Genomic DNA, 12,461 nt, shown 5'->3' with positions numbered 1-12,461 from the left:
GAGGGGGGAATGCCCGCCCCACCGCGTATTTTGTTGTCATTGTCAGAAGGAAATTTCATGAACGTCTCAGCCTGGTCTATCCGCAATCCGCTGGTCGCGGTGTTGTTGTTCGCCCTGCTTGCCCTCGGTGGCTGGCACGGGTTTCGTGCGATGCGGGTGCAGCAGTTTCCCGATATGGATTTTCCGGTGGTGATTGTCTCGGTGTCGCTTTCCGGCGCGTCGCCGCAACAGCTCGAATCGGATGTGGCGAAGAAGGTGGAGAGCCGCGTTGCCTCCATCGACGGGGTGAAGAAGATTCGCAGCGCCTTGCAGACCGGGCTGTCCACCACGGTGGTTGAGTTCCGGCTGGAGAAGGATTTGCAGGAGGCGCTCGATGAGGTGCGCTCCGCCGTCGGCGAGATTCGCAGTGATTTGCCCGCCGATGCGCTCGATCCGGTGATTTCCAAGGTGGGGACGAGCGGGATGCCGCTGCTCACGTTTTCGGTGTCGGCGCGCGGCATGGATACGCTGGCGCTGTCGTGGTTTGTCGATGACCGTCTGTCGCGCCGCCTGCTCGCCCTGCCCGGTGTTGGCAGTGTCAGCCGCATCGGCGGGCTGTCGCGCACGGTGGAGGTGTTGCCCGACCCGCTGCGGCTGAAGGCGCTTGGTTTGCCGATTGGTGCGGTGGCGGCGCAGGTGGCGGCGTTGCAGCGCGATGCATCCGGCGGCGAGGCGCAGATTGGCGGCGGCAAGCAGTCGGTGCGCGCGCTGGGGGCGGAAACGCAGGCGGCGGCGCTCGCCGATTTGCGGATTCAGGCGGCGGGCGGGGCGCAGCGTCTCGGCGATTTTGCCGCTATCCGCGATGGCGCGGCGGAGGCGGATTCGCTGGCGCTGTTTGACGGCGAGACGGTGGTCGCTTTTGAGATTGTGCGCAGTCGCGGCGCGAGCGAGACGGCGGTGCGCGCGGTGGTGGAGGCGGAGCTGGCGCGGGTGCAGGCGGATTTTCCGCAATTCACCATCACCAAGGTGTATGACCGCGCCACCCCGGTCGAGGAGGATTATGAAAATTCGCTCGATATGCTGGTTGAGGGCGGCATTCTCGCGGTGGCGGTGGTGTTTGTCTTCCTGCGCAACTGGCGCGCGACGCTGCTCGCCGCCGTCGCCCTGCCGCTGTCGGTGATTCCGGCGTTTTTGGTGATGTGGCTGCTCGGCTTCAGTCTGAATATCATCTCGCTGTTGGCGCTGTCGCTGGTCATCGGCGTGCTGGTTGATGATGCGATTGTGGAGATTGAGAACATCATCCGCCACCTGCGCGGCGGCAAGTCGCCCTATGAGGCGGCGATGGAGGCGGCGGACGAGATTGGCCTCGCGGTCATCGCCACCACCTTCACCCTGATTGCCGTCTTCCTGCCGACCGCCTTCATGAGCGGCGTCATCGGCCAGTTCTTCCGCCAGTTTGGCTGGACGGCGGCCATCGCGGTCTTCTTCTCGCTCGCCGTCGCCCGTCTGGTGACGCCGATGATGGCCGCCTACACCCTCAAGGCGGAGACGCGCGAAACGGTGCGCCGCGACAGCGCGCTGATGCGCGCCTATCTCACCTTCGTTGGCCTCACCCTGCGCTGGCGCTGGACGACGCTCATCGTCACCATCGCGCTGTTCATCGCCTCGCTGGCGCTGGTCAGCCACCTGCCGAGCGGCTTCATGCCGGACGACGACATGGACCAAACCCGCATCAGCATTGAGCTCACCCCGGACGCGACCCTCGATGACACCCTTGCCGTCAGCGAAGCGGCGCGGCGGGCGATTGCCGACGTCCCCGGCGTCGCCCACGTCTTCAGCGCCGTTGGCCGCATCACCGGCGACATCGGCAACAACGGCGGCAAAAGCCGCCACCGCGCCAGCCTCGAAATCGTCCTCGCGCCGCGCGGCACCCGCCCCACAAAAAGCGCCATCGAACACGACATCGAAGCGCGGCTGCAAGGCGTCGCCGGCGCGCGCTTTACCGTGGGCTTGAGTAACGGCGGCACGCCGGGCTACATCCTCTCGCTCACCAGCGACAACCCGCAACTGCTGGACGACACCGCACAGGCGCTGATGCGCGACATCCGCGCCCTGCCGAATGCGGGCAGCGTCACCAGCACCAAAAGCCTCGCTCGCGAAGAACTGCGGCTCTACCCCGACCCGCTGAAAATGGCCGACCGCGGCATCACCACCCTGCAACTGGCGGACACCCTGCGCATTGCGACACAAGGCGACTACGAACAGCGCCTCGCCAAACTCAACCTCGACAGCCGCCAACTGCCGATTATCGTCCGTCTGCCCGAAGCGGCGCGCGCCGATTTGGCGACGCTGGAAGACTTGACCGTCGGCAGCGGCGATACCCGCGTCGGCGACGTTGCCCGCCTCGCCTTCAGCGGTGGCCCGGCACAAATCACCCGCTACGACCGTGCCCGCGAAATCCGCATCACGACGCAAGTCGGCCACGGCGCGCTGGGCGAACTGGTCGATGCCATCCAGAACACCCCGACCATGCAACACCTACCGCCTGCGGTGCGCGCCAGCGACGAAGGACAGGCGGAGATGATGAAAGAACTCTTCGGCGGCTTTGTGCTGGCGATGGGCGTCGGTATCTTCTGCATCTACGCCATCCTCGTCCTGCTCTTCCACCGCGTGCTGCAACCCTTCACCATCCTCATGGCATTGCCGCTCTCCATCGGCGGCGCCTTCGCCGGGCTCATCATCCTCGGCGACGGCATCAACATGGCGTCGATGATCGGCTTCATCATGCTGATGGGCATCGCCAGCAAAAACTCCATCCTGCTGGTGGACTACGCCATCCTCGCCGAACGCCGCGACGGCATGAGCCGCTACGACGCATTGATTGACGCTTGCCACAAACGCGCCCGCCCCATCATCATGACCAGCGTGGCGATGGGCGCGGGAATGACGCCGCTCCTGCTCGGCTGGGGACGGGGCGACCCGACCTTCCCGCAGCCGATGGCGGCGGCGGTGGTGAGCGGCCTCGTCACCTCTACCTTGTTAAGTCTGGTGGTGATTCCGGTGGTGTACACGCTGATGGACGATTTGGGGCGGCTGATGCGGCGGAAGCGGCGGGCGTAGGGGCTTGACCCGCCGCCAACCTGAGCGGAGAAAAACATGGCATTCCGGGAAATCCCTGGCAACACACCCGCCGCACAACAAATTGCAAAGACATTCTGTCTGGATCAGGAAAGGGATCTTTTCTTTGAGGACAAGGCGCGCAATATCATTGCCTGTGTGAGAACGCCGCACGTCATGGAAATTGCCGAGGGAAGTCGCGCCCGCAGCGTATATCTGCAATTCCCGGCGATTACCGAAGATAATCGCTGCACATTCATAATAGAATTTGTCGATAGCAATTCCATGGACGGGCGGCAAATTCTTGAAGACGGCAGCTGTCTGTACGTATGGAAATTGCGCCATGCCGGGACAGGCAAAAATGTCCCGCGAGAAGACGCCATACAGGCGCTGAAAAAAGTCGTGACCCTGTATTCCAGCCATAAAAAGAAGCACAAATGCCGTGTCGAATGCCGTTTTGATGCGGACGCACTGCAAGGCACCGCCGTGTCACCCCACGGCAAAAAAGCGCCCAAACAAAATGAACCCCGGATAGCCGTAACAGCAGGCACGCTCATTGCCCTCGTGTTCTTCGTCGCGGCGCTGGCTGGCATCGCGGAGCGCATTGCGGGTTCGCAGGGCGGCGGTATCGAAGCCGAAATCCGCGGTCACGGCATCGCCCGCCAGCTCACCTGCAGGCGCGACGCCATCACCCCCTGGCGTCGCTGGGTATGCGAAACCGGAAACATCCATTGGGACAACCGCCAACTGCCCGATCGTGTTGTCCCGCAACAAGCGCCGTACACCGTGCTGGCCACCCGCGACCTCACCGGCCACGATACCGCCGTCACCAGCCATTTGCCGATGGGCTGGCAGACTGCGGGCGGCCTGCGCAGCCCGCCCCCCGGAGAAATCCTCCTCGCGCCAGGGCATCCGTCCGGCTCGCGTGGCTGGTGGACGGCACAGGTGTTCATCCCGCCGCTGCTTGCCGCCGCCCTCGTTGCGCTCCTTGCGGCCATCCTGATACGCCGCAGCCGCTGACGCTACTGTCCGCTCCGACAGCTCATGCGCTATGGGGCAGTTACCGTGCATGAGGTTGCCCTTGCGCCGCGCTGCTTGTCGCAGCGATACTCACAACGCTCTGTACAAGGCGCACCCTATGGCGGATTCTGTGCGTAGGGCGCGTGGCGGCTCAGCCAACACGCACGCGGGAATTTTGCATCGGAAACCGCGTGCGTGCCTGTGGCATACACCCTACGATTCCATTTTTGTTTTATGTGCAGACCACGCAGGTTGGGTTAGGGTGTGTTTACAATACCGCCCGTCTTGTCCGCCGGACGGACGATTCCTGAGTCCGCCCGCCGGTACGCGCCATATAGCGATACTCACAAAGTTCTGTACAAGGCGCGCCGCCGAAGACAGTACGCTTTTGTACGGCGAGGCGGCGCAACGCCGTACAGGGCTTTGTGAGGATTGCTATAAATCCATTGCCACCCTTGAGAGATTCCCATGAACACGCCCCGCGCCATCTTTTTCGACATCGACCGCACCCTCTACGACCACCGCAGCGATTTCGTCCCGCCTTCCACCCTCGCCGCCATCGCCGCGCTGCGCGCCCGCGGCATCGTCCCGGCGATTGCCACCGGGCGCGGTTATGCCGCCCTGCCGCCACGCATCGCGCAACTGGTGGCATCTGGCGAGATTGCGCTGGTCGTCTCCAGCAACGGCCAGTACAACCGCCTCGGCGAGCGCATCCTCTCCGCGCATCCCCTGCCCGTCGCCGATATTGAATCGCTCATCCGCGCTTTCCGCGCGCGCGACTGGGAATACACCTTCGTCTCCGAGCGCCACATGGCGGCGGGGCGCTCGCGCGGCAGCAGTCATCGCGTCCTGCGCGGCTATCCCTGCTACATCGTCGCCCCCGACTATTTCCGCGAACACGCGGTGCATCAAATGATTGTGCTGGCGCCTGTTGAGGAGGAAGCGGCATTGCAGGCGATTCTCGCCGACCACGGCGGGCGTTACCGCAGCGTGCGCAGCCACGCCAGCGCGGTGGATTTGCTGCACGCGGACGGCAGCAAGGCGCGCGGCATCGCGGACGCCTGCGCCGCGCTCGGCTTTGCACCACAGGAGACGATGGCATTCGGCGACGGTCTGAATGATGTGGAGATGTTCGCCGCAGTCGGCTGCGCGGTGGCGATGGGCGATGCCTGCGACGAGTTGAAAGCGGTCGCATCGCACATTACCGGTACGCTGGAGGAGGACGGCATCGCCCGCGCGTTGCTGGATTTGGGCGTGCTGACAGCGGCGGATTTGCGCGCGGCTGGGGCGAACTCGCTATAATGCGCGCCGTTTTTCATACTTATATCAATCATGTCGCAACTGCTAAAACACGTTTATATTGAAACGCATGGCTGCCAGATGAACGAGTACGACTCGTCCAAGATGCTCGCCGTGCTCAAGGTCTCGCATGGCATCACCCCGGTCGATACGCCGGAGGAGGCCGATATTTTGCTGCTCAACACTTGCTCCATCCGCGAGAAGGCGCAGGAGAAGGTGTTTTCGCAGATTGGCCGCTGGAAGCCGCTCAAGGACGCCAAACCGCACGTGATTATCGCCGTCGGCGGTTGCGTCGCCTCGCAGGAAGGCGAGGAGCTGCGCCGCCGCGCGCCCGCGGTCGATGTCGTTTTCGGCCCGCAGACGCTGCACCGCCTGCCCAACCTCATCAGCGAGGCGCAGGAAAAACGCGACGGCGTGGTTGATGTGTCCTTCCCGGAAATCGAGAAATTTGACCACCTGCCCGAACCGCGCGCCGAAGGACCGACCGCTTTCGTCTCGGTCATGGAAGGCTGCTCCAAATACTGCACTTTCTGCGTCGTACCGTACACGCGCGGCGAGGAAGTCAGCCGCCCGTTTGACGACGTCATCGCCGAATGCGCCTCGCTTGCCGCGCAGGGCGTGCGCGAAATCAATCTGCTCGGGCAGAACGTGAACGCTTACCGTGGCGCGCTCTTTGACGGCGGCACCGCCGACCTGGCGCTGCTCATCGAATACGTCGCCGCCATTGACGGCATTGACCGCGTGCGCTTCACCACCTCGCATCCGGTGGAGTTCACCGACAGTTTGATTGAGGTCTATCGCCGCGTGCCGCAACTCGTCAGCTACCTGCATTTACCGGTGCAGAGCGGTTCGGACAAGGTGCTGGCGCTGATGAAACGCGGCCACAAGGCGGCAGAATACAAGGAAAAGTTGGCACGGTTGCGCGAGATTCGCCCGAATATCAGTTTTTCTTCGGATTTCATCGTTGGCTTCCCCGGCGAGGAAGATGCCGATTTTGAGGCGACGATGCAGTTGATTGAAGACGTCTTCTACGACACTTCCTTCAGCTTTATTTACAGCCCGCGCCCCGGCACGCCGGCGGCGGCGATGCCCGACCGCATTCCGATGGAGGTGAAAAAGGCGCGGCTTGCCCGCTTGCAGGCGCGCATCTTGCAGATGGCGGCGCAGATTTCTGCCGATATGGTCGGCAGCGAGCAGTGGGTGCTGGTTGATGGCATCTCGAAGAAGAATGCGAAAGAGGTTTGCGGCCGCACCGAGAACAACCGCGTCGTCAATTTTCAGGCGCCGCAGTCGCTGATTGGCCGCTTCGCCAAGGTGCAGATTACCGCCGCTTACAAGAACTCGCTGCGCGGCCGCCTGATTGAGGCGGAAGGACAGCGCGCCCCGCAGCGTTACAGCGCATAAATCCATGAGTGAAAAACATACTTTGGCCTTCCAGCTTGCCCCGCAAGACCAAACCCGCCTGGGCGAGCTGGTCGGGCAGCTAAACGCGCATTTGCGCCTGATTGAAGAACAACTGCACGTGCAGATTGGCAACCGCGGGCATCTCTTTCAAGTGGAAGGCGACGAGGGGCGCTGCGCGCAGGCGCGTTTCGTCATCGAAAACCTCTACGCGCAGACCGGCAGCGGCGTGCTGAACGCCGATGATGTCCACCTCGCCCTGCGTGATGCGGGGGCGACGCTCGCCGGGGAAATCGCCGCGCGCGACGAGGGCAAGGACATCCGCATTGAAACGCGGCGCGGCACCATTAGCGGGCGCGGCTCAAACCAGCGCCGTTATCTGCGCCGCATCTTTGAGCACGCCGTCAATTTTGGCATCGGCCCGGCGGGGACGGGCAAGACCTATCTCGCCGTCGCCGCTGCCGTTTCCTATCTCGCCGAAGACAAGGTGCGCAAGCTGGTGCTGGTACGCCCGGCGGTGGAAGCGGGCGAACGCCTCGGCTTCCTCCCCGGCGACATGACGCAGAAGGTTGACCCCTACCTGCGCCCGCTCTACGACGCGCTGAACGATATGCTCGGCGGCGAGCGCGTTGCCAAGCTGATGGAGCGCGGCGTCATCGAAATCGCGCCGCTCGCCTTCATGCGTGGCCGCACCCTGAACGACGCCTTCATCATCCTAGATGAGGCGCAAAACACCACCGTTGAGCAGATGAAGATGTTTCTGACCCGCCTCGGCTTCGGCTCGACCGCCGTGATTACTGGAGACGCGACGCAAATTGACCTGCCGAAGGGCGTGACCAGCGGGCTGAAACACGCCGCACGCATTCTGGATGGCGTGGACGGCATCTCCTTCACCCGCTTTGCCGCGCAGGACGTAGTGCGCCACCCGCTGGTGCAGCGCATCGTTGAAGCCTACGCCGCCGCCGAACAACCCGACGAAAAACCGACACCATGAGCCTGACCATTGACTACCAAACCGAAGAACTCGGCAACGATGAACGCTTTCCCAGTGAAAAACGCCTGCAACGCTGGCTGGAAACCGCGCGCGAAACGCTCGCCATTGAAGAAGCGCTGGAGCTGACCATACGCCTCGTTGACAACGACGAAATGCAGGAGCTGAACCGCGACTATCGCGGCAAAGACTACCCGACCAACGTCCTCTCCTTCCCCTGCGACTGGGATTTGCCGGAAGAACCGCGCCTGTTGGGCGACGTGGTCATTGCCGCCGCCGTCGTCAACCGTGAAGCGAAAGAGCAGAAAAAAACGATGGAAGCGCATTGGGCGCACATCGTCATCCACGGCTTCCTCCACCTGCTCGGTTACGACCACATCGAAGACGAGGAAGCGGAAAAAATGGAAAACACCGAACGCGAAATCCTCGCCAAACTCGGCTACGCCGACCCCTACGCGGAAACGCCCGCGCCGGTGGAGGGCTGACGATGGCGGGCGGATTCTTCGCGCTGCTGGACGACGTCGCCTCGCTGCTCGATGACGTCGCGGCGATGACCAAAATCGCCACCAAAAAAACGGCGGGCGTACTCGGCGATGACCTCGCGCTCAACGCCAACCAGCTCACCGGCCTCCACGCCAGCCGCGAGTTGCCGATTATTTGGGCGGTGAGCAAAGGCTCGCTGCTCAACAAAGCCATCATCGTCCCCGCCGCTTTTCTCCTGAGCGCCTTTTTGCCTGCCGCCGTGCCGCTGGTGCTGATGATTGGCGGCGCCTACCTCTGCTACGAAGGCGTCGAAAAAATCCTGCACCGCCTGCTGCATCACGACGATGCCCACGCAGACACGCACGAAGACATGCGCAATCCGGCAGTAGTTGAACAAGAAAAAATCCGCGCCGCCATCCGCACCGACTTCATCCTCTCGCTGGAAATCGTCGTTATCGCCTTGGCGAGCTTCGTCGGCAAACCGCTGCTGACACAAATCCTCGGCCTCTCCGCCGTCGCGCTGATACTCACCGCCGCCGTCTATGGCGTGGTCGCGCTGATTGTCAAAATCGACGACCTCGGCCTCTACTGGCGCGGAAAACCGTCCCGGCTGTTGCAAGCGGCGGGGCGGGCGCTGCTGTGGTTCGCGCCGAAACTGCTGAAAGCGCTGTCGGTGGCAGGGACGGCAGCGATGTTTATCGTCGGCGGCCACCTGTGGGTGGAAAACATCGCCGCCTTGCACCACCTCGCACAACACTGGACGGCAGGCATGGGCGGATTCGCCGCGTGGTGGATTGATGCCGCCCTTTCCGTCGGCGTCGGCAGCGTGGTCGGCCTCGCGCTCTACGCCGTTGTTAGCGTCGCGCAAAAAATCCGCCAACCACAAGGCTAAAGCGGACGCTGTCGCAGCCGCACAACAGCACATCGCCTGCGGGGCTAAAGTTCTTGCTTTTCGGTTACGATAATGTATGATTATCCACCTTAACGTAAGTTAATCCCTTTTAACCAACCCGCTATGGAGATACCTATGCAACGGAAAAAGATGAAACCGCAATGGATGCTGTCCATCCTCAGCGTCGCCTTGCTCAGCGCCTGTGGCAGCGACACCATCGCCGGACATGACAATCACATCGGCTTCCTCACCCCGCCCAAAGGCTCGGACGCTGATCAACAACAGAAACAGGGTACGCCGCCGAAACAGATTGACAGAAATGATCCGGCCATGAACAAATTCCTGACCGATGGCCAGGACGGTATCGGCCAACAACTGAGTCCGACCGTCGTTTCCGTCGATAACAACGGCAACGGCAAGATTGACAACACCGACCGCCTCGCCTATGACCAGCCGGGTATCGTTAGTGAAATCTGCGCGAAGAGCAAATGCAGCGGATTGGCGAAAGGAAATAACCAAAATAACAAAAACAACCAGAATCAGCAGCAAGATAATGGTCTGGATCCGGTGATGATGCAGGACATCAATGGCGTTTATCACTCCATTTTGGCTTCCGGCACCATTGACGGCAATGCCAACATTCCGAAAGATGCCGGTATCAGCAAGATTACCCGCAAACGTGTCAATGGCGAGCTGCAAGATTTCGGTGGTTCCATTGGTCGTGAATTCAACGAAGTACTCCTGTTTGCCAACCCGACACTGGTACAAAACAAACAACAATACCTGTCTTCCTATTTCCGTAGCCCTTCCGCTGCCGGTTGGAGCTATCAAACTTTCGGTAACTTCTTCGGTGGTGCGAACGGCAGTTATCTGAAAAACCGTCGTGACGTTATCCTCGGCTATCAAAGCATTGGTCGCCCGACCAAAGGCAGTGAAATGCCGACCGCTGGTGGCGCGGATTACACCGGTATCACCCACGCCTATTACAACTCGGCACAAGTCACCGCGCACAACAAAATCCACGCTGATTTTGGTGCACGCAACCTGAGCTACGAAACGACTGATACTTCTGTCCTGCACGAATTTGGCGCCTTCGGTCACGTCATTGAAGACCGTCCCGACCTTAACCTGAACGGTTCAGCGTCATGGGCAGAAGGCACTGGCGACTTCAACGGCACGATGCGTGCTGCCAACGGTCTCTCCGGTGACATGAAAGGTCGCTTCTACGGCCCGGCTGCCGAAGAAATCGGCGGGGTTTACGGTCTGCATGGCCAGGATGCCAAAGGCGAAGCAGTCCACTATGTTGGCGGTTTTGGTGGCAGACGTTAATTGCCCCAACGCTTGCGTAAAAAAGGCGGGATTTTCCCGCCTTTTTTATTAACTTCCGCATTCAGTCTTTGGGCAAAACAATCTTGGCCTTTTCTTTATTGTGCCGGTAAAAAACGGCGGTATGGCCAATCTTCTGCACAAATTCTGCCTGATGCGTTTCTGTAATATGGGCAATCATCTCCGCCTGAATCTCATCGGCAATATTGCCGAGTTTGACTTTGATGAGTTCGTGACTGTCCAAGGCGCGGTTGATTTCCCGATCTACCCCTTCGCTGACACCATTGGCGCCAATCAACACCACAGGATGCAGATGGTGCGCCTGGGCTTTTAAAAAACGGATTTGGTTTTTGCTTAACATTTTTATATCCTGTTGAATTTCCGCGTATGGTAAGACAATGGCACGCAGCAAAACAAGTCAGCGCTGGCTGAAAGAACATTTCAACGATATTTATGTACAAAAGGCGCAGCAGGAGGGCTACCGCTCGCGCGCCGTGTACAAACTGATGGAAATTCAGGAGAAAGACCGCCTCATCCGCCCCGGCATGGTGGTGGTGGAGCTGGGCGCGGCACCGGGCGGCTGGTCGCAGTATGTGGCGCAATGCTTGAATGGACGCGGGCGGATGATTGCGCTGGATATTTTGCCGATGGATGCCCTGGCCGATGTCACCTTCATCCAGGGCGATTTCCGCGAACAGGCGGTGCTGGACGCGCTCTATGCCGAACTCGGCGACAGCGCGGTAAACCTTGTGATTTCCGACATGGCCCCCAATACTAGCGGCGTGCGCAGCGTTGATCAGGCGAAAAGTATGTACCTGGTCGAGCTGGCGCTGGATTTCGCGCAGAGCCGCCTCGCACCGGGTGGAGATTTCTTAACAAAAATCTTCCACGGCCCCGGGTTTGATACACTACTGCGCTCTTTGAAAAGCCAATTTTTGACCGTGCAGACGCGCAAGCCCGAAGCCTCGCGCGCGCGCAGTCAGGAAACCTACCTGCTGGCACGCGGGTTTGGCCGCAAGTCTTGAATTGAGAGGATAAAATTTTGAACGATATGCGGAAATCATTACTGGTCTGGGGCGGCTTGATCCTGCTGTTCCTGCTGCTCGTCGGCGAGATGGGCAAATTCGGCACCTCCGGCAACACGCGCGAAGTCAGCTATTCGCAGTTCCTTGACCGCGTGGACAACGGCGAAGTGCAGAGCGCGGCGATTGACCTGCAAAACGCGCGCATCAGCTTCACCGACCGCAGCGGCGGGCGCTACACCACCAACAACCCGGAGGCGACCGACACCCGTGCCCTCATCGGTGACCTGCGCGCCAACAAGGTCAACATCAGCAGCGAGCCGCTGGAAAAAGAAAGCCTCTTTACCCGTATCCTCGTCAATTTGCTGCCGATTTTGCTGCTCATCGGCCTCTTTATGTTCACCACCCGCCAGATTCAGGGCGGCGGCAAGGGCGGCGCCTTTTCCTTCGGCAAAAGCCGCGCCCGCCTCATCCCGGAAGACAAAATCAAGGTGACGTTTGCCGATGTCGCCGGGGCAGACGAAGCGAAAGCGGACGTGGTAGAGATGGTCGAATTCCTGCGCGACCCGAGCAAATTCAGCCGTCTCGGCGGACAAATCCCGCGTGGTCTCCTCATGGTCGGCCCGCCCGGTACCGGCAAGACGCTGCTGGCGCGCGCCATTGCGGGCGAAGCGAAAGTGCCGTTCTTCACCATCTCCGGCTCCGATTTCGTGGAAATGTTCGTCGGCGTCGGTGCCTCGCGCGTACGCGATATGTTTGAAGAAGCGAAAAAACACGCGCCCTGCATTATCTTCATCGACGAAATTGACGCCGTTGGCCGCCAGCGCGGCGCAGGCCTCGGCGGCGGACACGACGAACGCGAACAGACGCTGAACCAGCTCCTGGTTGAAATGGACGGCTTTGAAGGCAACGAAGGCGTCATCGTCATCGC

General features: G+C 61.0%; 11 protein-coding genes. 10 read left to right on the top strand and 1 reads right to left on the bottom strand.

Annotated elements, in window-relative coordinates:
* Positions 1-57: 57 nt before the first annotated feature.
* The 8 genes from Q0349_RS12950 (at position 58) to Q0349_RS12915 (ending at position 10,511) form a co-directional block, all read left to right on the top strand.
* A complete protein-coding gene (locus Q0349_RS12950; protein ID WP_298081434.1) occupies positions 58-3,099 on the top strand; it encodes an efflux RND transporter permease subunit in 3,042 nt (1,013 codons plus the stop codon).
* A gap of 36 nt (positions 3,100-3,135) precedes the next feature.
* A complete protein-coding gene (locus tag Q0349_RS12945; protein ID WP_298081433.1) occupies positions 3,136-4,116 on the top strand; it encodes a hypothetical protein in 981 nt (326 codons plus the stop codon).
* Between the two features lie 468 nt (positions 4,117-4,584).
* The gene (locus Q0349_RS12940) at positions 4,585-5,418 is read left to right on the top strand and encodes a Cof-type HAD-IIB family hydrolase (protein WP_298081432.1); all 834 of its coding nucleotides are present in this window, start codon (positions 4,585-4,587) and stop codon (positions 5,416-5,418) included.
* A 30-nt stretch (positions 5,419-5,448) separates the two neighbouring features.
* The gene (gene miaB / locus Q0349_RS12935) at positions 5,449-6,819 is read left to right on the top strand and encodes a tRNA (N6-isopentenyl adenosine(37)-C2)-methylthiotransferase MiaB (protein WP_298081431.1); all 1,371 of its coding nucleotides are present in this window, start codon (positions 5,449-5,451) and stop codon (positions 6,817-6,819) included.
* Positions 6,820-6,823: 4 nt separating this feature from the next.
* Positions 6,824-7,810, top strand: coding sequence for a PhoH family protein (locus Q0349_RS12930; protein ID WP_298081430.1), 987 nt, complete (start codon positions 6,824-6,826; stop codon positions 7,808-7,810).
* Positions 7,807-8,292, top strand: a complete 486-nt coding sequence (gene ybeY / locus Q0349_RS12925; RefSeq protein WP_298081429.1) for an rRNA maturation RNase YbeY — start codon at positions 7,807-7,809, stop codon at positions 8,290-8,292. The genes Q0349_RS12930 and ybeY overlap by 4 nt, the downstream gene beginning before the upstream one ends.
* 2 nt (positions 8,293-8,294) lie before the next feature.
* Complete coding sequence (locus tag Q0349_RS12920) at positions 8,295-9,182, top strand: DUF808 domain-containing protein (protein ID WP_298081428.1); 888 nt, start codon at positions 8,295-8,297, stop codon at positions 9,180-9,182.
* A gap of 150 nt (positions 9,183-9,332) precedes the next feature.
* Positions 9,333-10,511, top strand: a complete 1,179-nt coding sequence (locus tag Q0349_RS12915; RefSeq protein ID WP_298081427.1) for a transferrin-binding protein-like solute binding protein — start codon at positions 9,333-9,335, stop codon at positions 10,509-10,511.
* Between the two features lie 61 nt (positions 10,512-10,572).
* Here Q0349_RS12915 and yhbY read toward each other — a convergent pair whose 3' ends face one another.
* Positions 10,573-10,869, bottom strand: a complete 297-nt coding sequence (gene yhbY / locus Q0349_RS12910; protein WP_298081426.1) for a ribosome assembly RNA-binding protein YhbY — start codon at positions 10,867-10,869, stop codon at positions 10,573-10,575.
* Between the two features lie 37 nt (positions 10,870-10,906).
* Between yhbY and rlmE the strand changes: the two genes are divergently transcribed.
* Entirely contained in the window at positions 10,907-11,533 is a 627-nt protein-coding gene (gene rlmE / locus Q0349_RS12905) for a 23S rRNA (uridine(2552)-2'-O)-methyltransferase RlmE (RefSeq protein WP_298081425.1), read from the top strand.
* 26 nt (positions 11,534-11,559) lie between these two features.
* A partial coding sequence (locus Q0349_RS12900) for an ATP-dependent metallopeptidase FtsH/Yme1/Tma family protein (protein ID WP_298081424.1) occupies positions 11,560-12,461 on the top strand: 902 nt, incomplete at its 3' end.

It is taken from the genome of uncultured Cardiobacterium sp. (genome assembly GCF_938028185.1).
Lineage (GTDB): Bacteria > Pseudomonadota > Gammaproteobacteria > Cardiobacteriales > Cardiobacteriaceae > Cardiobacterium.
Note: the sequence above shows the minus strand (reverse complement) of the source record. Positions and strands in the feature narration are given on the sequence as shown.

What these genes read in the sequence shown, in the direction of transcription:
- Q0349_RS12920 (WP_298081428.1), top strand. Translation starts at nt 8,295, where the DNA reads ATGGCGGGCGGATTCTTCGCGCTGCTGGACGACGTCGCCTCGCTGCTC.
- yhbY (WP_298081426.1), bottom strand. Translation starts at nt 10,869, where the DNA reads ATGTTAAGCAAAAACCAAATCCGTTTTTTAAAAGCCCAGGCGCACCAT.
- Q0349_RS12950 (WP_298081434.1), top strand. Translation starts at nt 58, where the DNA reads ATGAACGTCTCAGCCTGGTCTATCCGCAATCCGCTGGTCGCGGTGTTG.
- rlmE (WP_298081425.1), top strand. Translation starts at nt 10,907, where the DNA reads ATGGCACGCAGCAAAACAAGTCAGCGCTGGCTGAAAGAACATTTCAAC.
- Q0349_RS12945 (WP_298081433.1), top strand. Translation starts at nt 3,136, where the DNA reads ATGGCATTCCGGGAAATCCCTGGCAACACACCCGCCGCACAACAAATT.
- Q0349_RS12930 (WP_298081430.1), top strand. Translation starts at nt 6,824, where the DNA reads ATGAGTGAAAAACATACTTTGGCCTTCCAGCTTGCCCCGCAAGACCAA.
- miaB (WP_298081431.1), top strand. Translation starts at nt 5,449, where the DNA reads ATGTCGCAACTGCTAAAACACGTTTATATTGAAACGCATGGCTGCCAG.
- Q0349_RS12915 (WP_298081427.1), top strand. Translation starts at nt 9,333, where the DNA reads ATGAAACCGCAATGGATGCTGTCCATCCTCAGCGTCGCCTTGCTCAGC.
- ybeY (WP_298081429.1), top strand. Translation starts at nt 7,807, where the DNA reads ATGAGCCTGACCATTGACTACCAAACCGAAGAACTCGGCAACGATGAA.
- Q0349_RS12940 (WP_298081432.1), top strand. Translation starts at nt 4,585, where the DNA reads ATGAACACGCCCCGCGCCATCTTTTTCGACATCGACCGCACCCTCTAC.